Annotated in this window: 18 protein-coding genes; 8 read left to right on the plus strand and 10 right to left on the minus strand. The window is 73.1% G+C overall.

All coding sequences use genetic code 11. The features are described from left to right. Positions 1–62 precede the first annotated feature (62 nt). The 7 genes from M8C11_RS28245 to M8C11_RS28275 form a co-directional block, all read right to left on the minus strand. Complete coding sequence (locus tag M8C11_RS28245; RefSeq protein ID WP_252454394.1) at positions 63–1,586, minus strand: S1C family serine protease; 1,524 nt, start codon at positions 1,584–1,586, stop codon at positions 63–65. A 62-nt stretch (positions 1,587–1,648) separates the two neighbouring features. Then, a complete protein-coding gene (locus M8C11_RS28250; protein WP_252454396.1) occupies positions 1,649–3,205 on the minus strand; it encodes a cell wall metabolism sensor histidine kinase WalK in 1,557 nt (518 codons plus the stop codon). After that, on the minus strand, positions 3,202–3,903 hold the full coding sequence (locus M8C11_RS28255) for a response regulator transcription factor (RefSeq protein WP_030271847.1): 702 nt from the start codon (positions 3,901–3,903) through the stop codon (positions 3,202–3,204). Before M8C11_RS28255 ends, M8C11_RS28250 begins: the two co-directional genes overlap by 4 nt. A gap of 64 nt (positions 3,904–3,967) precedes the next feature. Next, positions 3,968–4,588 (minus strand): PadR family transcriptional regulator, encoded by a 621-nt coding sequence (locus M8C11_RS28260; protein WP_252454398.1) that lies wholly within the window; start codon positions 4,586–4,588, stop codon positions 3,968–3,970. Beyond that, positions 4,585–5,415: a DUF4097 family beta strand repeat-containing protein gene (locus M8C11_RS28265; protein ID WP_252454400.1), complete on the minus strand. Its 831-nt coding sequence runs from the start codon at positions 5,413–5,415 to the stop codon at positions 4,585–4,587. Before M8C11_RS28265 ends, M8C11_RS28260 begins: the two co-directional genes overlap by 4 nt. 124 nt (positions 5,416–5,539) lie before the next feature. Continuing rightward, the gene (locus M8C11_RS28270; protein WP_374669291.1) at positions 5,540–6,436 is read right to left on the minus strand and encodes a lysophospholipid acyltransferase family protein; all 897 of its coding nucleotides are present in this window, start codon (positions 6,434–6,436) and stop codon (positions 5,540–5,542) included. Next, positions 6,433–7,209: a GNAT family N-acetyltransferase gene (locus tag M8C11_RS28275; RefSeq protein ID WP_121683543.1), complete on the minus strand. Its 777-nt coding sequence runs from the start codon at positions 7,207–7,209 to the stop codon at positions 6,433–6,435. The genes M8C11_RS28270 and M8C11_RS28275 overlap by 4 nt, the downstream gene beginning before the upstream one ends. Before the next feature lie 174 nt (positions 7,210–7,383). On the opposite strand from M8C11_RS28275, the gene M8C11_RS28280 reads away from it, so the two are divergent. From M8C11_RS28280 to M8C11_RS28300, 5 genes are all read left to right on the plus strand, one after another. Continuing rightward, positions 7,384–8,040 (plus strand): hypothetical protein, encoded by a 657-nt coding sequence (locus tag M8C11_RS28280; protein ID WP_252454402.1) that lies wholly within the window; start codon positions 7,384–7,386, stop codon positions 8,038–8,040. A 139-nt stretch (positions 8,041–8,179) separates the two neighbouring features. Next, a complete protein-coding gene (locus M8C11_RS28285) occupies positions 8,180–9,121 on the plus strand; it encodes an ABC transporter ATP-binding protein (RefSeq protein WP_374669294.1) in 942 nt (313 codons plus the stop codon). Next, positions 9,118–9,945: an ABC transporter permease gene (locus M8C11_RS28290; RefSeq protein ID WP_252454404.1), complete on the plus strand. Its 828-nt coding sequence runs from the start codon at positions 9,118–9,120 to the stop codon at positions 9,943–9,945. The genes M8C11_RS28285 and M8C11_RS28290 overlap by 4 nt, the downstream gene beginning before the upstream one ends. A gap of 258 nt (positions 9,946–10,203) precedes the next feature. Further along, positions 10,204–13,947: a multifunctional oxoglutarate decarboxylase/oxoglutarate dehydrogenase thiamine pyrophosphate-binding subunit/dihydrolipoyllysine-residue succinyltransferase subunit gene (locus M8C11_RS28295; protein ID WP_252454406.1), complete on the plus strand. Its 3,744-nt coding sequence runs from the start codon at positions 10,204–10,206 to the stop codon at positions 13,945–13,947. A gap of 66 nt (positions 13,948–14,013) precedes the next feature. Further along, positions 14,014–14,193, plus strand: coding sequence for a DUF6104 family protein (locus tag M8C11_RS28300; RefSeq protein ID WP_013288341.1), 180 nt, complete (start codon positions 14,014–14,016; stop codon positions 14,191–14,193). Positions 14,194–14,238: 45 nt separating this feature from the next. Here the strand turns inward: M8C11_RS28300 and M8C11_RS28305 are convergent, their stop codons facing one another. Further along, positions 14,239–16,548, minus strand: a complete 2,310-nt coding sequence (locus tag M8C11_RS28305; RefSeq protein ID WP_252454408.1) for a bifunctional polysaccharide deacetylase/glycosyltransferase family 2 protein — start codon at positions 16,546–16,548, stop codon at positions 14,239–14,241. Continuing rightward, positions 16,541–17,074 carry a hypothetical protein gene (locus tag M8C11_RS28310; RefSeq protein ID WP_252454410.1) on the minus strand — a complete coding sequence of 178 codons (534 nt, stop codon included), beginning with the start codon at positions 17,072–17,074 and terminating at the stop codon, positions 16,541–16,543. Before M8C11_RS28310 ends, M8C11_RS28305 begins: the two co-directional genes overlap by 8 nt. A 94-nt stretch (positions 17,075–17,168) precedes the next feature. Here M8C11_RS28310 and pta point away from each other — a divergent pair, with 94 nt between their 5' ends. Continuing rightward, positions 17,169–19,244 (plus strand): phosphate acetyltransferase, encoded by a 2,076-nt coding sequence (gene pta / locus M8C11_RS28315; protein ID WP_252454412.1) that lies wholly within the window; start codon positions 17,169–17,171, stop codon positions 19,242–19,244. Continuing rightward, positions 19,241–20,353 carry an acetate/propionate family kinase gene (locus tag M8C11_RS28320; RefSeq protein WP_120573295.1) on the plus strand — a complete coding sequence of 371 codons (1,113 nt, stop codon included), beginning with the start codon at positions 19,241–19,243 and terminating at the stop codon, positions 20,351–20,353. Before pta ends, M8C11_RS28320 begins: the two co-directional genes overlap by 4 nt. A gap of 53 nt (positions 20,354–20,406) precedes the next feature. Here the strand turns inward: M8C11_RS28320 and M8C11_RS28325 are convergent, their stop codons facing one another. Beyond that, positions 20,407–20,580 carry a hypothetical protein gene (locus M8C11_RS28325; protein WP_252454414.1) on the minus strand — a complete coding sequence of 58 codons (174 nt, stop codon included), beginning with the start codon at positions 20,578–20,580 and terminating at the stop codon, positions 20,407–20,409. Between the two features lie 310 nt (positions 20,581–20,890). On the opposite strand from M8C11_RS28325, the gene M8C11_RS28330 reads away from it, so the two are divergent. Continuing rightward, the gene (locus tag M8C11_RS28330; protein WP_256487627.1) at positions 20,891–21,913 is read left to right on the plus strand and encodes an alpha/beta hydrolase; all 1,023 of its coding nucleotides are present in this window, start codon (positions 20,891–20,893) and stop codon (positions 21,911–21,913) included. Positions 21,914–22,015: the final 102 nt, after the last annotated feature.

Consider the following 22,015-nt stretch of genomic DNA (forward strand, 5'->3'; position numbering starts at 1 on the left):
TGACGGAGCCAACCCCCTTGGCTCCGTCACCCGCCGCCCGGGAGGGAGGCAGGTCTTCGGGACTATGACGTCTCGGCGAGCGTCACGGTTGCGTTCTCGGTGGATCCGTTCCGCTTGTACTGCACCTCGACCCGGTCACCGACCTTGCCGGCCTGCACGGCGCCGACCAGGTCGTTCGAGTCGTTGATCACCTTGTCGCCGAACTTGGTGATCACGTCGCCGCGCTGGAGGCCGGCCTTCTCGGCGGGGCTGCCGGGCGTGACGGCGGCGACCAGCGCCCCGCCGTCCTCGGCGCCGTTCACGCTCACCCCGAGCGAGGGGTGGCTGATCTTCTCGCCGCGCTGGAGCTTCTCGGCCACGTCCTTGGCCTTGTTGCTCGGGATGGCGAAGCCGACGCCGATGTTTCCGGTGCTGCCCTGCCCGGCGGTGGCGATGGCGGTGTTGATGCCGATCACCTCGCCCCGGGTGTTGACGAGCGCGCCGCCGGAGTTGCCCGGGTTGATCGGGGCGTCGGTCTGGAGCAGGCCGGAGATCGAGCTGGCGCCCTGCTGCGGGTTCTGCTGGCCGCCCTCCCCCGCCTGGATGGTGCGGTCGCGGGCGCTGAGGATGCCGGCGGTGACCGAGCCCTGGAGGCCGAGCGGGCTGCCCAGTGCGAGCACCTGGTCACCGACCTGCATGGCGTCGCTGTCGCCGAACTTGGCCGCCTTCAGGTCGCTCACGCCGCTGGCCTGGACCACCGCGAGATCGGTCTTCGGGTCGGTGCCGACGATCTTCGCGGAGGCGCTCTTGCCGTCGGCGAAGACCACCCGCACGGTGTCGCCACCGGCGCCGGCGACGACGTGGTTGTTGGTGAGCACGAACCCGTCGGCGCTGAGGATCACCCCGGAGCCCTCACCGCTGTTCGTCATGATCGTGACGATGCTGTCCTGGACGGAGGCCGCGATCTTGGGCAGGTCGGCGCTGTTGATCACCGGGGCGGCGGAGTAGGTGCGGGTGGGTCCGCCCTCGTCGAGCGCGAGGGCGAGCGCGCCGCCGGCCGCGCCGGAGCCGAGCATCAGGACCAGTGCCAGCGCGCCCGCGCCGACGAACTTCCCGGCCCGGCTGGGGCGGGCCGGCTGCTGCGGGCCCCACTGCGGCATCGGCTGCCCGGGCTGGTACGACTGGTAGCCCTGCTGCGTCTGGTACGGCTGCGCCTGGTACGACGGCACCGGCCCACCGTGCTGCGTGGCCGGGTAGCCGGTGGCGGCCTGCTGGTTCCAGCCGCCCTGCTGGTGCTGCTGCCCATACCAGGGGTGGGGCTGCTGCGGCTGCCCCGAGGCCGGGTACGGCGGCGCGGACGGCGTCGCCGGCTGCGGCGGGTACGGCCCGGCGGGCGCGGTGTTCCCGGCGCTCTCCGCCGGGTTCGTGTGCCCGGCGGGCGTGCTGGTTCCGGCGGCCGGGGAGTCGGCCGGAACCGACGCCGCGGCCGGGGTGGTGGAGGAGTCCGACGTCCCGCTCTCGACGCGGGGCAGCTCGGCGGTGTGGTGCGACGGCTCGGCGTCGGCGGGGGCCGGCGACCGCTGCGGATCGGTCTCGTGCTCGGTCATGCCACCAGCTTTCCCCGTTGCACTGTCACCAGCCTGGAATCAGCCTGGAAGTTTTCTGAATGTCACTCGCCCGGCTCGGGCGCCTCGGGCAGCAGCGGCAGCTTCACCCGGAACGTCGCCCCGCCACCGGGCGTCTCCGCCACCTCGACGGTGCCGTGGTGCGCGGCGACGAGCGCGGCCACGATGGCCAGGCCGAGGCCGGTGCTGATCGGCCCGCCGGCCCGGCGGGTACGCGCGGCGTCCACCCGGTAGAACCGCTCGAAGACCCGCTCGGCCTGCTCCGGGGTGAGCCCGGGACCGGTGTCCGCCACCTCCACCACGGCGAGGTTGCCCGCCTCCGACCGCAGCCGCAGCGTCACCGAGGCGTCCGGCGGGGTGTGGGTGAGCGCGTTCGTCATCAGGTTGCCGATCACCTGGCGCAGACGCGCGTCGTCGCCGAGCACCACCAGCGGGCCGGCGCCCGGCTCCCGCTCCAGCTCGATCCGCCGGTCCGGGTCGACCACCCGGGCCGCCTCCACCGCGTCGGACGCCAGCACCGGCAGCTCGACCGGGCTCAACGCGATCGGCCGTTCCCGGTCCATCCGGGCCAGCAGCAGCAGGTCCTCCACCAGCAGACCCATCCGGGACGCCTCGTCCTCGATGCGGCGCAGCAGGTCGGCGGTCTGCTCCGGCGCCCGGGCCGCGCCCTGCCGGTACAGCTCGGCGAAGCCCCGGATGGTGGTCAGCGGCGTGCGCAGCTCGTGCGAGGCGTCGGCGATGAACTGCCGCATCCGCTCCTCGGACCGGCGGGCCCGCGCCTCCGACGCCTGCGCGTACGCGGCCGCGTCCCGCGCGCCCATCTCGGCGCTGCGCGCCGCCGCCTCGGAGGCGGCCCGCGCGGTGAACGCGGCCTCGATCTGCGCCAGCATGGCGTTCAGTGCCCGGGACAGGCGGCCCAGCTCGGAGGTCGGGCACGACCGCCCCTCCTCCGGGTCGGGCACGCGCCGGGTCAGGTCACCCCCGGCGATGGCCGCCGCCGTCCGCTCTATCTCCACCAGCGGCTTCAGGCTGGTACGGACGATGCCGGCGCCGACGGACGCCAGCGAGATCAGCACCGCGCCCCCGACCAGGAGGTCTATCCACACCAGCCGCCCGACCGCGGAGTCGACGCCGGTGAGGTGCTGCCCGAACGCGATGATCCGTCCGTCGGGCAGGTCTGCGTAGAGCATCCGCCACCGGCTCCGGCCGTCCTCGGAGCGCACGGTGAACGGGTCACCCACCCGCTCCCGGTATCCGGCGTAGTCGGCTGGGAACCGCGGCAGTTCCTCGTCGCGCAGGCCCTCGTAGCGGTACGGCCCCTCCGGCAGCGACCTCGGCGCAATCAGGGACGCCACGTAGTCCGACGGAATGGTGATCTTGATCTGGTCGCCTTGGGGCTTGTCGAGCGTGTTGGCCACCGTGTACGCGCCGCCGCGAAGCTGGTCGTCCGCCTGCCCGATCAGGTAGTTGCGCAGCAGGAACGCCGTCAGGCCGCTGATCACGACGAGCGCCACGGCCACGAGCGCGAGGACGGCGGCGACGAGCTTCAGCCGGAGCGGGACGCTGCGCAGCCTGCCCTTCGCGTCGTCGACGACGTTCACGCCGCCGGCTTGCGGAGCACGTAACCCACTCCCCTGAGCGTGTGGATCAGCCGGGGCTGGGTGTTGTCGACCTTGCGCCGCAGGTAGGAGATGTAGGACTCGACGATGTTGTCGTCACCGCGGAAGTCGTAGTTCCAGACGTGGTCGAGGATCTGCGCCTTGCTGAGCACCCGGTTGGCGTTGAGCATCAGGTAGCGCAGCAGCTTGAACTCGGTCGGCGACAGCTGCACCCGCTGGCCGGCCCGGTGCACCTCGTGCGTCTCCTCGTCCAGCTCCAGGTCGGCGAAGGTGAGGCGGGACGGTGCCTGCTCGCCGGTCGCGGTACGCCGCAGCACGGCCCGGATCCGCGCGGTCAGCTCCTCCAGGCTGAACGGCTTGGTGACGTAGTCGTCGCCGCCCAGGGTCAGCCCGCGGATCTTGTCGTCGGTGGCGTCGCGCGCGGTCAGGAAGACCACCGGGGTACGGGTTCCGCCCTCGCGCAGCATCCGGATGACCTCGAAGCCGTCCAGGTCGGGCAGCATCACGTCGAGCACCACCAGATCGGGCCGGTGGTCCTTGGCGGCGTTCAGGGCAGCGCTGCCGCTGGTCGCGGTGGCCACGTCGAAGCCCGCGAAGCGCAGGCTCGCGGAGAGCAGTTCGAGGATGTTGGGATCGTCCTCGACGACGAGAAGCCGGGCCTCGGTCTGGGTAGCCGCCATGGCACCCATCATCCGCGCTCCGGCTGCGGTCGCGCTGGGTGCCGGCTGGAAACAACCTGTGAGATCAGCGGAGCAGCCGCCGCAGCCCCTCCAGCGCGCCGTCGAGCAGCCGGATCGCGGTACGGAGCTGGTTGTCGCTGAGCCGCCGGGCCCGGACCAGCGCCCCGACCTCGACGGTGAACGCGGCCAGCCGCTGGTCGAAGTCGGCGAGCAGCGGCGAGTCGTCCGGGCGGGGCGATCCCCCGTCGTCCGCCGGCCGGGCGCCGGCGGACGCCGTCCAGCCGCCCTGCCGGGTCTGCCGGGCCACCTCGCGCAGCTCCCGCTTCAGGTCGCGCACCGAGCCGCGTACCTCGGTGCGGATCTCCCCGGCCAGCGCGGAGAGATCCTCGACGGCGGCGCCGATGTCGCTCTCCAGCGTCGACAGCTCGTCGGCGCGCTGGCGCAGTTCGGCGCGGCCCGCCTCGGTGATGTCGTAGACCTTGCGCCCGCCCGCGGCGGTGTGCGTGACCAGCCCTTCCGCCTCCAGCCGTTGCAGGCGCGGGTAGATGGTGCCGGCGCTGGGCGCGTACAGGCCGAGGAAGCGCTCCTCCAGCAGACGGATCAGCTCGTAGCCGTGCTTCGGGCCGTCGTCGAGCAGCTTCAGCAGGTAGAGGCGGAGCCGGCCGTGGCTGAACACGGCGGTCACGGCACGTCCTCCACATGGTCGGCGGGCGCGACCGGGCGGGCGAGCAGCGCGATGCTGCCGGAGGTCGCGGAGGCCCAGAGCCTACCCGCACCCCCACCGAGCACGCCGTGGCTGTCCTTGATCGAGCCGAGGCCGCGCCCACCGCTGTCCACCTGCGGGAAGCCGCTGGTGATCTTGCCGGAGGTGGTGTGCAGGTGCACGGTGAGGTCGCTGTCCTCGCGGACCCGCACGGTGATGCTGCCGGAGATGGCGCTGAGCCGGATCTCGCTGCCGCGCGGGTTGTCCAGGTCGCAGGTGATCGAGCCGGAGACGGCGTGGGCGCGGACCCGCTCGGGCGCGCTGTCGGCCAGGATCAGCTCACCGGAGACCGTCTCCAGGTCCAGGTCGCCGCCGATGCCGAGCGCCTCGACCGGCCCGGAGATGACCTTGGCGCTGGTGCGCCCCCGCAGCCCGCGCAGTGTGACCTGCCCGGAGGTGACGTCGACCCGGGTCTCCCGGCGCAGCCCGGAGGCGACGAGCGCGCCGCTGACCACCGACAGGGTGGCGAGCACGTCCGGCGGAACGGCTACCGACACCTCGGCCCGGATCCGGTTGCCGAACCAGGAGAAGATGCCGAGCAGGCCGGGCTTGCGCTTGTGCCGGATCGTCAGCCGCCCGTCGCGTACCTCGACGAGGAGCGGCCGGCTGCTGATCCGGGTCACGTCGACCCGGGCCGGCCCGTCGGCGCCGACCACGTTCAGCCGGCCGCTGATCAGCTCGGCGTCGAGCCGGGTGATCGGCTCGTCCAGCGTGATTCGCTGCGGGTTGTCGACCGTCCAACTGGCCATGACACGCTCCCCTCGTCGGCGTGCCGCTCCACAGCGCGCCAGGTGTTGCGAGGAGCATAACGCGATACATCGCGACTGAACAAGATACTATCGCGACTGTGTCGTGTCCCTGCCGTCCCGCGGGTCAAGCCGCCAGGTCGAGCCGTGTCGCGAGCGGTGGTCGAGGGGACGGATGGATCGCGGCCTCCGCGATCCGGGCCAGCGACCTGCGGTCCGCGCCCTCGCCCGGGTGCAGCGCGGCACTCAGCGTCACCGACACGGTCAGGCCCCGGGCGGCGAGCACCCGGCGTACCGATGCCCAGAGCGTCTCCTCGCCGAGGAAGGCGGGCAGCGTGCTCGGATCGCCCGCGTACCGGTAGCCGATGCGCAACGGCACCACCGGAGCGCCCGCCGCCACGGCCGCCTCGAACATCGCCGGGCGGAAGCCGCCGCTCGGGCGACAGTCCGTGGCGGCGCCGCACCAGGTCGTACCCTCAGGGAACACCGCCACCGACCGCCCGGACCGCAGCACGCCGGCCACCCGCGCGACGGTGGCCGGCAGGTCACGCGGCCGGGACCGGTCCACGAAGACGGTGCCCGCCGCGACGGCCAGGGCGCCCACCAGCGGCCAGCGCCGGACCTCGCGTTTCGCCAGCATCCGGGCCGGCGACACGGCGAGCACCGCCAGGACGTCCAGCCAGGAGACGTGGTTGGCGACCAGCAGCGCGCGCCCGCGCGGCGCCCGCCCGCGGACCACCAGCCGGACCCCGAGGGTACGCAGCGTCCACAGCGCCCAGCCGCGTAACGCGGCCCGGCCCCGGGCGGCGGGCAGCAGCGGCAGCAGGACGGCCAGACCCGTTCCGGCCAGCAGCACGCCGAGTACGCCGAGCAGCCGTCCCGCCCGGCGCAGCCGCGACACGTCCGGGGCGGCGGGCGGCGGCAGGCAGTCCGGCCCGCAGCCCGAGGCGGGCCGCCACAGACCCGCCCCGTCGACACCGGCGCCCAGGCCCGCGCCGACCCCGGGAACGGCGACGGCGGTCACGACCCGGCCTCGCCGAGGAAGTGCCGCAGGTAGCGCGGGTTCATCCGGTCCAGTGAGAACAACACGTAGAAGTCGGCGCAGCCGAAGTCCCTGTCGTACGCGGGCTCGCCGGCCACCCAGGCGCCGAGCCGCAGGTAGCCGCGCAGCAGCGGCGGCACGAGCGCCCGGCGTTGCGCCGGGGTGAGCGCGGCGAGGTCGGCGGCCGGCGCCTCGGCGAACCAGGGCCGGCGCGGGGTGACCCGCAGCAGCGGCGGGGCGAGGTGCCGGGCGGTGACCTCGGCCCACACCTGCGCGGCGGCGGTCCCGCCGTCGGCGACCGGCACCGAGGCGCAGCCACCGAGCCAGCGGACGCCGCGCAGGTGCAGGTAGCGGCAGATCCCGGCCCACATGAGGTTGATCACGGCGCCGGTGCGGTGGTCCGGGTGGACGCAGGAGCGGCCCGCCTCGACCAGGTCGTCGCGGAGCGGGGCCAGCGGGCCCAGGTCGAACTCGGCGTCGGCGTACCGGCGGTCGGTGCGGCCGGGCGGCAGCAGCCGGTACGTGCCGACGACCTCGCCGGTGCCCTCGCGCAGCACCACCAGGTGGTCGCAGTACGCGTCGAACTCGTCGGTGTCGAGTCCGGTCGCGGCGGTCGGCACGGTGGCGCCGAGTTCGCCGGCGAACACCTCGTGGCGCAGGCGTTGCGCGGCCGCGACCAGTGCCGGGTCGTCGGCGATCAGCAGGGTGTAACCGCTGGTCGTGAGCGGTGCGCCAGCGGCGTGCAGGACAGCCATGACTCCTGTGTAGGTGCCCCGGGTTGCCACCGGACGGGACGAGGGGTGTCGATCCGGTGAACGACGGCCGGCGGTGGTGTGCGAACCGGGACGGCCGGGGCGCGAGCGGCGTGTGCGAGGCTGCCGGGCGGACCGCCCGCGACGGCGCCGGCGGCGGTGGACCCGGAGGTGCACATGCTGGTCGAGGCCCGCTTCCAGGGACCGGACGGCTCCGGCAACGGCGGCTGGAGCGCCGGGATCTTCGCCGCGCTGATCGACGACCGGGGCCCGGTGGAGGTCACGTTGCGCCGGCCGCCGCCGCTGGACACCCCGCTGACCGCAGCCGACGGCGAGGTACGCGACCCGGACGGCCACCTGGTCGCCCAGGTACGCCGGGTCGAGCCGGTCGACGCGGTGGTGCCGCCGGTGGACCCGGCGACGGCAGCCGAGGCCGCGCGGGCGTACCCCGGTCTGGTCGACCACCCGTTCCCCCGCTGCTACGTCTGCGGCCCGGCGAACCCGGACGGGCTGCGGATCTTCCCGGGGCGGCTGCCGGACGGGCGGACCGCCGCGCCGTTCCGCGCGCCGGCCGCTGTGGTGCCCGCGACGGTGTGGGCGGCGCTGGACTGCCCGGGCGGCTGGGCGGTGCTGGCGCCCGGCCGGCCGTACGTGCTGGGGCGGATCGCCGCGCAGGTCACGGCGCTGCCACGGCCCGGCGACGAGTGCGTGGTGACCGGCCTCGCCGTCGGCGGCGAGGGACGCAAGGCCGAGGTGCACACCAGCCTGTACGGTTCGGACGGCGCGCTGCTCGGCCGCGCCCGGGCCACCTGGGTGGCGCTGCCGACGGCCTGATCTCCTCCCTGAGGAGGACGGCGCGTACGCGTCCCGCCTGATTGACCCCCTTGCGCCGGGTTGGAAGGCTGTTGCGGGGCGCCCCCGCAACGGCGCCCCCCACCGGCGCGCGTCGAGCCCGCCGGGGCAGGAGAGGAGAATGATGTCCGACGGGCAGCCACGCCCCAGTGCCGGGACCGGCCAGATCATCGTGTCCGGCCTGACCAAGCAATACAAGACCGTCCGCGCGGTGGACAACCTGTCGTTCACGGTCGAGCCGGGCCGGGTCACCGGCTTCCTCGGCCCCAACGGCGCCGGTAAGACGACCACGCTGCGCATGCTGCTGAACCTGGTGACGCCGAGCGCCGGCACGGCCACCATCGGCGGCAGCCGGTACGCCGACCTGACCGACCCGCTGCGTACTGTCGGGGCGGTGCTGGAGGCGTCCAGCGCGCACAAGGGCCGCACCGGCATCAACCACCTGCGGGTGATCTGCGCGGCGGCGGGCCTGCCGAAGGAGCGCGCCGACGAGGCGCTCGCCCTGGTCGGGCTCTCGCCCGCGGCGAAGCGCAAGTTCAAGGGCTACTCGCTCGGCATGAAGCAGCGGCTCGGCATCGCGGCCGCGATGCTCGGCAACCCGCAGGTGCTGATCCTGGACGAGCCGGCCAACGGCCTGGACCCGGAGGGCATCCGCTGGATGCGCGGCTTCCTCAAGGGGCTGGCCGCCGAGGGGCGTACGGTGCTGGTCTCCAGCCACCTGCTCTCCGAGATGCAGCTGCTCGCCGACGACGTGGTGATCATCGCGGCCGGCAAGCTGGTCCGGCAGGGTCCGGTCGACCAGGTGATGGCTTCGATGACGCACGACGTGCAGGTACGGGTGCGTACCCCGCAGGCCGACGAACTGGCCGCGGCGCTGCGCGAGCAGTCGGCCACCGTCGACACCGACCCGCACGGCGCGCTGCTGGTGACCGGCGTGGACGCGCCGACCGTGGGCCGGGTCGCGCTGGCCGCCAAGGTCGAGCTGCACGAGCTGACCACCGAGCGCCCCGACCTCGAAGGGGTCTTCCTGGAGCTGACGGCCGGAAAGGCGGAGATCCGATGACGCTGGTCCGATCCGAACTGCTCAAGATCCGTACCACCAGCACCTGGTGGATCTTCGGGCTGATCAGCCTGGCGCTGTGGGCGCTCACGCTGTTCTTCAACTGGTTGCAGACCGACGCGCTGGCCGGCGGGGACTTCGGCGAGGTGCCGGCCGACCAGTCCGACCAGTTGCAGGCCATCTCGGCCGCCGACAACCTGGCCGCCAACCTCTACACCAACGGCCAGTTCTTCGGGCTGCTCATCGTGCTGCTGCTGGGCATCGTGGTGGTGACCAGCGAGTTCTTCCACCAGACGGTGACCACCACGTTCCTCACGGCGCCGCACCGCACCGCGGTGATGCTGGCCAAGCTGGCCGCGGCCGGCGTGCTGGCGCTGCTGTTCTGGCTCGTCACCACCGTGCTGAACCTGATCATCTCGCCGCTGATCCTCAACTCGGTGGACGTCGGCTCGCAGCTCGGCAGCGGCGCCGTCTGGCGGGCGATCGCGCTCAACGGCCTGGCCTACCTGCTCTGGTCGGTGCTCGGCGTCGGGCTCGGCGTGCTGATCCGCAGCCAGATCGGCGCCACGGTGACCGGCATCCTGTTCTACCTGGGCGGCGCGATCGGCGCGGTCATCGTCCTCAGCCTCCTCGCGGCGCGGTACGGCGACTGGATCAACAAGCTCCAGCTGCTGGTCCCGTCGCTGGCCTCCGGGCTCATGGTGGGCGGCGACACGGACATCCCGGGCAACCCGCCGCAGTGGGCCGGCGCCCTCGTGCTGATCGGATACGCGGTGGTGGCCGGCGCGATCGGCGTGGCCACGATCCGCAAGCGCGACATCTCCTGACCTCGTGGTCGGGGCGGACCCCGGTCGATGACGGACGTCGTCGGCCGGGGTCCTGCTCGTCTAGCAGGAGTCGGCGGATCACGCAGCGTTTGCCGAACTTCTGGCATCTTCTGTGAAACGGACCACCAGCCGGAGGCGAGAATGCCTGCGCGCAGCGCACGGCGTAGCCTTGGCATCGGTTTACCCAGCGTCGGCAACCGGGGGTCACCGGGGGCCACCGTGACATTCACAACCGCGTGAAAGAGGCGATTAGCGGCCGTGTCGACCCAGCAGACTTCGCAGGAGAACCCACTGGCGGGTTTCGGCCCGAACGAGTGGATCGTCGAGGAGATGTACCAGCGCTACCTCGCCGACCCCTCGAGCGTCGATTCGGCCTGGCACGACTTCTTCGCCGACTACCGGCCGGCCCCGGGCGCCGCCACGCCGCGCCCGGACGGGCAGGCCAAGCCGGCCGCGAAGCCGGAGCCGGCCGAGCAGCAGGAAGCAGTGGCCACGGTCAAGGAGCAGCCCGCCAAGGCGGAGCCGAAGGCCGCCCCCAAGGCCGCGCCCGCCCCGGCCAAGCCCGCCGCCAAGCCGGCGGCGAAGGCCCCTGAGCCGGCCAAGAAGTCCGCCCCGGCCAAGCCGGCCGCCAAGGCGCCGACCGCGAGCGCCGCGGGCACCACGCCGTTGCGCGGCGTCGCCGCCAAGATCGTGCAGAACATGGACGCGTCGCTGTCGGTCCCGACCGCCACCAGCGTGCGCGCCGTCCCGGCCAAGCTGCTCGTCGACAACCGCATCGTGATCAACAACCACCTGACCCGCGGTCGCGGTGGCAAGGTCAGCTTCACCCACCTGATCGGGTACGCGCTCGTCCGCGCGGTCGTCGAACACCCGGAGATGAACAACTCCTTCGCCGAGGTCGACGGCAAGCCGGCGATGGTCCGCCCGGAGCACGTCAACCTGGGCATCGCGATCGACCTGGTCAAGCCGGACGGCTCGCGCAACCTGGTGGTGCCGTCCATCAAGGGCTGCGAGCAGATGGACTTCCGGCAGTTCTGGCAGGCGTACGAGGACGTGGTCCGGCGCGCCCGCCGCAACGAGCTGACCATGGAGGACTACTCCGGCACCACGATCTCGCTGACCAACCCGGGCGGCATCGGCACCGTGCACTCCATCCCGCGCCTGATGCAGGGGCAGAGCGCCATCATCGGCGTCGGCGCGATGGAATACCCGGCCCCCTACCAGGGCATGAGCGAGGCCACGCTGGCCGAGAACGCGGTCAGCAAGGTCATCACGCTGACCAGCACGTACGACCACCGGATCATCCAGGGCGCGCAGTCCGGCGAGTTCCTGAAGGTCATGCACGAGCTGCTGCTCGGCGAGCGCGGCTTCTACGACGGCATCTTCACCTCGCTGCGGATCCCCTACGAGCCGGTGCGCTGGATGCGCGACGTGGCCGTCGACAGCGAGGGCCAGATCAACAAGACCGCGCGGGTGCACGAGCTGATCCACGCGTACCGGGTCCGCGGCCACCTGATGGCCGACACCGACCCGCTGGAGTTCAAGATCCGCAAGCACCCGGACCTGGACGTGCTCCAGCACGGGCTCACGCTGTGGGACCTCGACCGCGTCTTCCCGGTCAACGGCTTCGCCGGTCAGCAGCGGATGAAGCTGCGCTCGATCCTCGGCGTGCTGCGCGACTCGTACTGCCGCCGGGTCGGCATCGAGTACATGCACATCCAGGACCCGGAGGAGCGGCGCTGGATCCAGGAGCGGGTCGAGCGCAAGTACGAGAAGCCCAGCTCCGACGAGCAGAAGCACGTGCTGAACCGGCTCAACGCCGCCGAGGCGTTCGAGACGTTCCTGCAGACCAAGTACGTCGGCCAGAAGCGCTTCTCGCTGGAGGGCGGCGAGTCGCTGATCCCGCTGCTCGGCGAGGTGCTGGAGTGCTCGGCCGAGGCCGGGCTGGACGAGGTCGTCATCGGCATGGCCCACCGCGGCCGGCTCAACGTGCTGGCGAACATCGTCGGCAAGCCGTACGAGAAGATCTTCTCCGAGTTCGAGGGGCACCTCGACCCGCGGTCCACGCAGGGTTCGGGCGACGTGAAGTACCACCTCGGCCAGAACGGCAAGTTCACCACCCCGGACGGCGAGCACGCGGTCAAGGTGTCGGTGGTGGCGAACCCGTCGCACCTGGAGGCCGTCGACCCGGTGCTGGAGGGAATAGTCCGGGCCAAGCAGGACCGGATCGACCTCAAGCTGGAGGGCTACACCGTGCTGCCGCTGGCGGTGCACGGTGACGCCGCCTTCGCCGGCCAGGGCGTGGTCGCCGAGACGCTCAACCTCTCCCAGCTGCGCGGCTACCGCACCGGCGGTACCGTGCACGTGGTCGTCAACAACCAGGTCGGCTTCACCACCGCCCCGGAGTACAGCCGGTCCAGCCTCTACAGCACCGACGTGGCCCGGATGATCCAGGCGCCGATCTTCCACGTGAACGGCGACGACCCGGAGGCCGTGGTCCGGGTGGCCCGGCTCGCGTTCGAGTACCGGCAGGCGTTCAACAAGGACGTCGTGATCGACATGGTCTGCTACCGCCGGCGCGGGCACAACGAGGGCGACGACCCGTCGATGTCCAACCCGCAGATGTACAAGATCATCGACTCGAAGCGGTCGGTCCGGAAGCTCTACACCGAGGAGCTGATCGGGCGCGGCGACATCACCGTGGAGGACGCGGAGGAGCTGCTGCGCGACTACCAGTCGCAGCTGGAGCGGGTCTTCAAGGCCACCCGGGACGCCGCGACCACCCCGCGTCAGCTCAGCCGCCCGGCGCGGGAGGACGAGCCGGAGCCGCAGGTCGACACCGCCACCGACGCCGCCGTGGTCAAGGCGATCGGCGAGGCGCACGTCAACCTGCCGGAGGGCTTCACCCCGCACAAGCGGATCCAGCAGCTGCTGGAGCGGCGCCGCAAGATGTCCGTCGAGGGCGGCATCGACTGGGGCTTCGCCGAGATCATCGCGTTCGGCACGCTGCTGCACGACGGCGTCACCGTCCGGCTCGCCGGGCAGGACTCGCGTCGCGGCACGTTCGTCCAGCGGCACGCCTCGGTGGTCGACGCCAAGACCGGCGAGGACTACCTGCCGCTGAAGTCGCTCACCGCCGACGGCGAGCGGTCGCGCTTCTTCGTCCACGACTCGCTGCTCTCCGAGTACGCGGCCATGGGCTTCGAGTACGGCTACTCGGTGGAGAACATCAACGCGCTGGTGGCCTGGGAGGCCCAGTTCGGTGACTTCGTCAACGGCGCCCAGTCGGTGATCGACGAGTTCATCTCCTCCGGCGAGGTGAAGTGGGGTCAGCGCTCCGCGGTGACCCTGCTGCTGCCGCACGGCCACGAGGGCCAGGGCCCGGACCACACCTCCGGCCGCCCGGAGCGGTTCCTCCAGCTCTGCGCCGAGGACAACATGCGGGTGGCCATCCCGACCACCCCGGCGAACTACTTCCACCTGCTGCGCCGCCAGGCCCTGTCGCCCAAGCGCAAGCCGCTGGTGGTGTTCACGCCGAAGTCGCTGCTGCGGCACAAGCTCTGCGTGTCGCCGGTGGAGGACTTCACCACCGGGACGTTCCAGCCTGTGCTGGCCGACACCGCGGCTCCGGCGCCGGAGCAGGTCAAGCGGGTGCTGCTCTGCTCGGGCAAGGTCTACTACGACCTGTTCCAGGCCCGGCAGGAGCGGGGCGTCACCGACACCGCGATCCTCCGGATGGAGCAGCTCTACCCGCTGCCCGTCGAGGAGGTCCGGGCCGCGCTGGCGCAGTACCCGAACGCCGAGGACTTCGCCTGGGTCCAGGAGGAGCCGGCCAACCAGGGCGCCTGGTCGTTCGTCGCGCTCAACCTGCTGGAGCACCTGCCCGAGGTGCGGCTGCGCCGCATCTCCCGCCCCGCCGCCGCCGCTCCGGCGGTCGGCTCGGCGAAGATGCACGAGGTCGAGCAGAACGCGCTGATCGAGGCGGCTCTCCCCCGCCCGTGACACCACCGGCAGCGGCCCGTCCCGACCCGGGGCGGGCCGCTGCCGTACGACGACGAGAGGAACACCGTGTACTTCACCGACCGTGGCATCGAGGAGCTGGTCGAGCGCCGTGGCGACGAGCAGGTCAGCATGGAGTGGCTGGGCGAGCGGCTGCGTGACTTCATCGACCTGAACCCGGAGTTCGAGACCCCGATCGAGCGGTTCGCCACGTGGCTGGCCCGCCTCGACGACCCGGACGACGACTGACGCACGCCGCCCGGGGCGGCGTGACCGGCCGCCGCGCGGCGGGCCTCAGCCGGTCGCGCCCCGCCCGAGCACCTGGAGATCTCCGGTACGCCGCAGCTTCTGCCAGCCCAGCCGGCCGCCGGTCAGCGCGGTGCCGACCGCCTGGAGCAGCACCAGGTACATCACCTGGCGGTAGACGAACTGCTGCAACGGCAGCACCCAGAGCACGCCGAGCTTCTCCCGGTCCAGCCGGAAGGCCAGCACCGCGGTGAGGATCTGGAGCGCGAGCATCGCCAGCCAGGCCACCACCGTGTCGCTGCGGTCCAGGAAGATCAGCCCGTAGATCGCGAGCAGGTCGATCACCGGTGCGGCCAGCGGCAGCAGCACGCCGAACAGCGTCAGGAACGACAGGCACCGCCGCCCGAACCGGCCCGACGGACCGCTGTCGATCACCGAGCGCCGGTGCTTCCACATCGCCTGCATGGTGCCGTAGCTCCACCGGTACCGCTGCTTCCACAACTGGCCGATGGTGGTCGGCGCCTCGGTCCAGGCGCGTGCGCTCTCCTCGTACACGATGTGCCAGCCGGCGCGGCCGATGGCGATGGTGACGTCGGTGTCCTCGGCCAGCGTGTCGTCGGTCAGGCCGCCCACCTGCTCCAGCGCCTGACGCCGGAACGCGCCGATCGCGCCCGGGACGGTGGGCATGCAGCGCAGCGTCTCGTAGAGGCGGCGGTCGAGGTTGAAGCCGATCACGTACTCGATGTGCTGCCACTTGGCGATCAGGCCGCGGCGGTTGCCGACCTTGACGTTGCCGGCGACCACGCCGACCCGGGAGTCCGCGAACGGCTGGACCAGCCGGCGGACCGAGTCCGGCTCGAAGATCGTGTCGCCGTCGACCATGACGATCAGGTCGTGCCGGGCCAACGCCACGCCCGTGTTGAGCGCGCTCGGCTTGCCGCCGTTGGGCTTGCGCACGACCCGGACGTTCGGCAGCCCCAGTGCCGCCACGATGTCGGCGGTGCCGTCGGTCGAACCGTCGTCGACCACCACCACCTCGATGCCGCCGGGGTGGTCGCCCAGGGCCAGCGAGCGGACCGCCGCGGCGATGCCCTCCCGCTCGTTGTACGCGGGCACGATCACCGAGACCGGTTCGGTGACCGGCGGGCCCCAGGACCAGTCGCGGCGCCGGCGGCGGCGCGCGTGCCGTGGGGCCAGGACGAACAGCAGCAGGGTCCGGCCGATCGTGAGCACGCCGACGAGCACGAAGAAGACGCCGAGCACCCCGAACATGCCGTCGGCGACGCGTACCGCGCCGACCAGGACGTGGCCCCGCAACCGCTCGTCGAGCGAGGCCGCCGTGTGCCCGCCCACCGGGCCGGACACGCCGGCGGCCGCGAACGTCTGGTTGAGCCCTTCGCTGACGGTGGTGAAGCGGTACCCGCGTTCCAGCATCGCCGGGATGTACCGGTCCAGCGCGGCCACGGTGCCGGACCGGTCACCGCCCGCGTCGTGCCAGAGCGCGATCGTGCCGGCCGTCCCGTCCGGCGTGGCGTTCGCGACCATCGCCTCGACCGACGGCAGCTCCCAGTCCCGGCTGTCGACGTCGTTGACGACGGTGAGGTAGCCCAGCTCGCCCGCCTGCCGCAGCATCGGCCAGTCCCGGTCGGTGTACGCGTCGGCGCGGGACGAGTACGGGAAGCGCAGCAGCGACGGCCGGACGCCCGTGGTGCTGGCGATGGCGAGCTGCGTCTGCGCGTACTCCAGCTCCCGCCGCCACTCCGGCAGCGCGGCGAGGTCGGGGTGGGTGAACGTGTGCACGCCCAGCTCGTGTCCCTCGGCCACCAGCCGGCGGGTCACCTCCGGGTTGCGGACGACCTGTGAGCCGATGACGAAGAAGGTGGCCTTCACCTGGTACTTGTCCAGGACGCGCAGCACTTCCGGCGTCCACCGCGGGTCGGGCCCGTCGTCGAAGGTGAGCGCGACGGTGCGCGGCGGCAGGCGGTGCGACTGGGTGCGGCCCTCCGCGCCGACGTTGACGATCGGGCCGCCCCCGATCACCGAGCTGGGGACCTCCCGCTGGCTGCCGGGCGCCACCCGGTTGTCGGGCACGAACGCGGCGTTGGTGTACGCCTCGACGATCAGCAGACCGGCCAGGACGACCACGACCATGGAGACCAGGGCCCAGCTCGGCCGGGGCAGGAGACGCCGGCCGCGGGACCGGCGCGCGCCGGGGATCTGCCGGACGTCCAGGACGACGGTGGAGTCGTCCGGCTGCCGCCCGGCCCGGTCCCGCCGGAGGGCGTGCACGCGGCGGGAATCCAGCGGGACGGTGGGCTGGTCGCGGTTCGACGGTCGGGCGGGTGCCTCGTCACTCATCGGCGGGGGCGGCCGGCGCGGCGGGGTCGGCGGGCGGGTCGACGACGGACGGCGGGTCGACAGCGGGCGGCGGCACCGCGTCGGTGGGGGCGGTGGGCGGCGCGGTGGGGGCCGGCGCCCGGGTGGTCCGGGGCGCGGTCGGGGCGGGCCGGGTCGGGCGTTGATACCGGGGGCTGGGTGGGACCGCGCTGCCGGGCGTGGCGGAGGTGGCCGGCGCCCGCGTCCCGGCAGTGCTGACGTCGGTGGGCGTGCCCGGCGTGGCACGGGTGGCCGCGGGGGCCGGGGACGCGGGCGGGTTCGGCGAGGGCAGCCGCTGCTCGGAGGTCGGCTCGACAAACGGGATGACGGTGTCGGGGGTGATCGGACCGCCGGCGAAGCTGGCTCCGACCATGACCGTGTAGATCACACCGGCCGCGCCGGCGCAGTAGGCGAGACGGCGAAGCCGCCGACGTCGCCGCCCGCTCGGGTCGACGAAGACGGGGGGCGATTCCGGTACGACGGGAATCAGTGCTGTCGGGCCTTCCACGCGGCCAAGTGTAGATGCGAAAAAATCCCGCCTTCTCCCCTGGCTAGCCGGTGTGACCAGGCAGAACGGGCAGCACTCACCTCGATCTTGTAGGTTGGGTGCCGTGGCGCGCAGCGTGTACCTGACCGGCGTTGGCTCGGGCGGCGGAAAATCGACGGTGGCGCTCGGGCTGGCCGAGCTGTTGTCCCGGCAGGTGGAACGGATAGGCGCGTTCCGGCCGCTCGTCGCCGGTGACGGCACCGACCCCATCCTGGCCCTGCTCACCGAGCGCTACCGGATGGACCTGCCGGTCGACGAGCTGTACGGCGCCACGTACGCCGAGGCGAGCGCGCTCGTCGCGGACGGCCGCCGGGAGGAGCTGATCTCCCGGATCGTCACCCGCTACCGGGAGGTCGAGCGCCGCTGCCCGGCGATAGTGGTGGTCGGCAGCGACTTCGCCTACGGCGACGGCACCGGCCCCCGTGAACTGGCCTTCAACGCCCGGCTGGCGACCGAGTTCGGCAGCGTCGTGGTGCCGGTGGTGGACGGGTTCGGGCAGCAGCCCGACGCGATCGCGGCGGCGCTGCGCGGCGCGTACCACGATCTGGTGGACCTCGGCGCGACTGTGATCGCGGCGCTGGCCAACCGCGTGCCGGAGCCGATGACGCTGCCCGAACTGCCGGTGCCCGCGTACGCGATCCCGGAGGTGCCGACCGTGTCGGCGCCGACGGTGGCCGAGGTGGCGGCGGCGCTGCGCGGCACCGTGCTCACCGGTGACGAGACCGCGCTCGACCGCGACGTGCTCGACTACGTGGTGGGCGCGGCGCACGTGCCGACGCTGCTGGACCACCTCACCGACGGGGCGCTGGTGATCACCCCGGGCGACCGGGCCGACCTGCTGGTCGCGGCCGGCGCCGCACACGTGGCCGGGCAGGTGTCGCTGGCCGGGCTGGTCCTCACGCTCGGCGAGCAGCCCGACCCGCGCGCGATGCGCCTGGTCGAGCGGATGAACACCGGGCTGCCCGTGCTGTCGGTACCGAGCGACAGCTACGACACGGTGGCCGCGTCCAGCCGGATCGAGGGCCGCCCCAGCACCGCCAACCCGCGCAAGGTCGAGGCCGCGCTCGGCGCGTTCGAGCGCTGCGTGGACACCGACGACCTGGCCCGCCGGCTGCGGGTCAGCCGGTCCGCGCGGGTGACCCCGCTGATGTTCGAGAACGACCTGATCGACCGGGCCCGCGCCCGGCGCCGCCGGCTGGTGCTGCCCGAGGGCGCGGACGAGCGCATCCTGCGCGCGACCGAGGTGCTGCTGCGCCGGGGCGTCGCCGAGATCACCCTGCTCGGCCGCCCGGACGAGATCGCCCGGCGGACCCGGGAACTGGGCGTCGACCTCGGTGACGCCCAGGTCGTCGACCCGGTGACCAGCCCGTGGCGGGACGAGTTCGCGCAGGCGTACGCGCAGTTGCGCGCCCACCGCGGCGTGACCGTCGAGCTGGCGCACGACATCGTGGCGCAGCCCAACTACTTCGGCACGATGATGGTGCAGACCGGTCACGCCGACGGCATGGTCTCCGGCGCCACCCACACCACAGCCGCCACCATCCGGCCCGCCTTCGAGATCATCCGGACCGTGCCGGGCGTCTCGGTCGCCTCCAGCGTCTTCTTCATGCTGCTCGCCGACCGGGTGCTGGTGTACGGCGACTGCGCCGTCAACCCCGACCCGGACGCCGACCAGCTCGCCGACATCGCCATCTCGTCGGCCGACACGGCGGCCCGGTTCGGCATCGAGCCGCGGGTGGCGATGCTGTCGTACTCCACCGGCAGCTCCGGCGCCGGCGCCGACGTGGAGAAGGTCGCGGCGGCCACCAAGCTGGTCCGGGAACGCCGGCCGGACCTGCTGGTCGAGGGCCCGATCCAGTACGACGCGGCGATCGACCCGCAGGTCGCGGCCACGAAGCTGCCGGACAGCCCGGTCGCCGGGCGGGCGACGGTCTTCATCTTCCCGGACCTGAACACGGGCAACAACACGTACAAGGCGGTGCAGCGCTCGGCCGGGGCGGTGGCGGTCGGGCCGGTCATGCAGGGCCTGAACCGGCCGGTGAACGACCTCTCCCGGGGCGCCACCGTGCCGGACATCGTCAACACGGTGGCGATCACCGCCATCCAGGCCGCCGCGGAGGCGTCGGAATGAGCCGCATCCTGGTCCTCAACAGCGGATCCTCGTCGGTCAAGTACCGGCTGTACGACGGCGACGACGTCCTGGACAAGGGCACCGTCGAGCGGATCGGCGAGCCCGGCGGCGGGCCGGCCGACCACGAGAGCGCGGTCCGGGAGATCATCGGCCGGCTCGACCTGAGCGGCCTCGCCGGAGTCGGCCACCGGGTGGTGCACGGCGGGCGGAAGTTCAGCGCGCCGGTACGCATCGACGACGCGGTCGTCGCCGCGATCGAGGATCTGGTGCCGCTGGCGCCGCTGCACAACCCGGCCAACCTGGCCGGCATCCGGGTGGCCCGGGAGGCGCTGCCGGACACGCCGCAGGTGGCGGTCTTCGACACCGCGTTCCACCACACGCTGCCCGAGGCCGCCGCCACGTACGCGATCGACAAGGCCACCGCCGAGCGCTACGGCGTCCGCCGCTACGGCTTCCACGGCACCTCGCACGCGTACGTCTCGCGTCGCGTCGCCGACCTGCTCGACCGCCCGTACGACGAGCTGAACACGATCACCCTGCACCTGGGCAACGGGGCGAGCGCGTGTGCCGTCCAGGGCGGGCGCAGCGTGGCCACCTCGATGGGCATGTCCCCGCTGGAGGGCCTGGTGATGGGCACCCGCAGCGGCGACCTCGACCCGACAGTCATCTTCCACCTGCGCCGCGAGGGCGGCATGGTCGTGGACGACATCGACGACCTGCTCAACCACCGCAGCGGCCTGCTCGGGCTGACCGGGGTCAACGACATGCGGGAGGTGCTGGCCCGCCGCGACGCCGGTGACCCGGACGCGACGCTCGCGTTCGACGTCTACTGCCGGCGGATCACCGGCTACGTGGGCGCGTACTACGCGCTGCTCGGCCGGGTCGACGCGATCGCGTTCACCGCCGGGGTCGGCGAGCACGCCGCTCCGGTGCGGGCGGCGTCGCTGGCCGGGCTGGAGCGGCTGGGCGTCACTGTCGACCCGGCGCGCAACGACGGCCACGGCGACCGGGTCGTCTCCCCGGACGGCGCGGAGGTGGCGGTGCTGGTGGTCGGCACCGACGAGGAGCGGGAGATCGCCCGCGAGACCCGCGAGGTGCTGGGCGTCTGACCGCGTGCGCCCGGCCTCTTCGCGCGGACCCGGCCGGCCGGGATCAACCCCGGTCAGCCCAGGGCGATCCAGGCGACCAGGGCGACCACCACCACGGCGGCGACGGCCACGCCGGCGATCAGCGGCGCGCGCGACGGCGCCGACGCCGACGCGGCCGGCTCGGGAGAATCGACGAATGCGCGGAACTGCGCGGTGTTGCCACTCGGGTCGGTGTAGTTCTCAGCCATGCGGCTGACCCTAGCGAAGCCGCCCGGAGCGGAATGTCCCGCCGGGCCGCCACCTGCGGATCCGGATGGTGGGATCGGGCAAACCCGGCCACCCGGTGGAGGCGGGAGCCGCCCGGGTGGCGGCACCGACCGGCCCGGACGGCGGGCGCGGGCCGACCGCTCGGCTGCCTACCGTGCAGGTGTGAGGGGGCAGCGGCTGGTCGCCGCGCTGATGACGGCGCTGCTGGCCGGTTGCGGCCCGGCCGTGGCCACGTCCGATCCGGTGCCGGCCGCGGTCGGGCCCGCGCCGACGCACCAGTACGCGGTCGGGATGCGGCAGTTCACGCTCGACCCGGACGGCAGGCGACCGCTGCCGGTCACCGTCTGGTACCCGGCGCAACCACCGTCTCCCGCACGGCCGCACACGGCCGGCCCTGGCCCGACTGGTTCCGGCTCGGCCGACCCTGGCTCGGCCGGCCCTGGCTCGGCCGGCCCTCCTTCGGCCGGTCCTCTTTCGGCCGGCCCTGGCTCGGCAGGTGCCGATCACGCGCCGGTCCTGCCGGGCCCGCGCGGGCCGCGCGCTTCGGCCCTGCCGTCCGTCGTCGCGGCTCCTTCCGGACGCGCCACACCGGCGAGCCCCGGACCGCGTGTGCGGCCGGGAGCGCCGTTCGCCGCCGGACGGTTCCCGGTGGTGCTCTACAGCCACGGGCTGCGCAGCCTGCCCGCCCTGCACGCGGCGCTGACCAGCCGCTGGGCCGCCGCCGGCTTCGTGGTGGTCGCGCCCACCTATCCGCGTACGAACCAGCGCGCCCGCGCCTTCACCCGCGAGGACGTCCGCAACCAGCCGGGCCACGCCTGGCGACTGATCCGTCACCTGGTCCGGCTGGGCGCCCGCCCCGGGGATCCGCTCGGCGCGCACATGGCAGTGGATCGGTTCGCCGCCGCCGGTCACTCGGCCGGCGGTCACACCACGCTCGGCATGTTCGCCTCCGGGCAGCCGTTCCCGGTACGGGCCGGAATCGTGATCGCCGGTGGCCGGATGGTCGCCGGACTCCCCCGGCCGCTCGCGCCGATGCTGTTCGTGCACGGGAGCGCGGACCGGATCGTGCCCGAGTCGATCGGCCGGGCCGCGTACGCCCGCTGTCTCGGGCCGGCCGCCTTCCTGAGCCTCACCGGTCAGGGCCACGGGGAGTACCTGACGCCCGGACGACCCGGCTTCGCCCAGGTGCTCGCCACCACCACCGACTTCCTGCGCTGGACGCTCTACGCCGACCGCGCCGCCCTGCGCCGCCTCCCCACCGACGCCACAGCGCCGGCCACCACCACCTTCACCACCCGCGCCCTCCCTACCTGACGCACCGCGCTCCCGCCTCCCGCCCGCCCCGTTGTCCCGTCGATCATGAAGTTGACGGCGTTCGCTGTCCGGTTTGTCGCCGTCAACTTCATGATCGACGGG

The organism is Micromonospora sp. CPM1 (assembly GCF_023896895.1).
GTDB classification, from domain to species: domain Bacteria; phylum Actinomycetota; class Actinomycetes; order Mycobacteriales; family Micromonosporaceae; genus Micromonospora; species Micromonospora tulbaghiae.

Bases quoted from the DNA above. Each gene is read 5' to 3' on its own strand.
- M8C11_RS28245 (WP_252454394.1), bottom strand. From the start codon at position 1,586: ATGACCGAGCACGAGACCGATCCGCAGCGGTCGCCGGCCCCCGCCGAC.
- M8C11_RS28255 (WP_030271847.1), bottom strand. From the start codon at position 3,903: ATGGCGGCTACCCAGACCGAGGCCCGGCTTCTCGTCGTCGAGGACGAT.
- M8C11_RS28265 (WP_252454400.1), bottom strand. From the start codon at position 5,415: ATGGCCAGTTGGACGGTCGACAACCCGCAGCGAATCACGCTGGACGAG.
- M8C11_RS28275 (WP_121683543.1), bottom strand. From the start codon at position 7,209: ATGGCTGTCCTGCACGCCGCTGGCGCACCGCTCACGACCAGCGGTTAC.
- M8C11_RS28280 (WP_252454402.1), top strand. From the start codon at position 7,384: ATGCTGGTCGAGGCCCGCTTCCAGGGACCGGACGGCTCCGGCAACGGC.
- M8C11_RS28285 (WP_374669294.1), top strand. From the start codon at position 8,180: ATGATGTCCGACGGGCAGCCACGCCCCAGTGCCGGGACCGGCCAGATC.
- M8C11_RS28290 (WP_252454404.1), top strand. From the start codon at position 9,118: ATGACGCTGGTCCGATCCGAACTGCTCAAGATCCGTACCACCAGCACC.
- M8C11_RS28305 (WP_252454408.1), bottom strand. From the start codon at position 16,548: ATGAGTGACGAGGCACCCGCCCGACCGTCGAACCGCGACCAGCCCACC.
- M8C11_RS28320 (WP_120573295.1), top strand. From the start codon at position 19,241: ATGAGCCGCATCCTGGTCCTCAACAGCGGATCCTCGTCGGTCAAGTAC.
- M8C11_RS28325 (WP_252454414.1), bottom strand. From the start codon at position 20,580: ATGGCTGAGAACTACACCGACCCGAGTGGCAACACCGCGCAGTTCCGC.
- M8C11_RS28330 (WP_256487627.1), top strand. From the start codon at position 20,891: ATGCGGCAGTTCACGCTCGACCCGGACGGCAGGCGACCGCTGCCGGTC.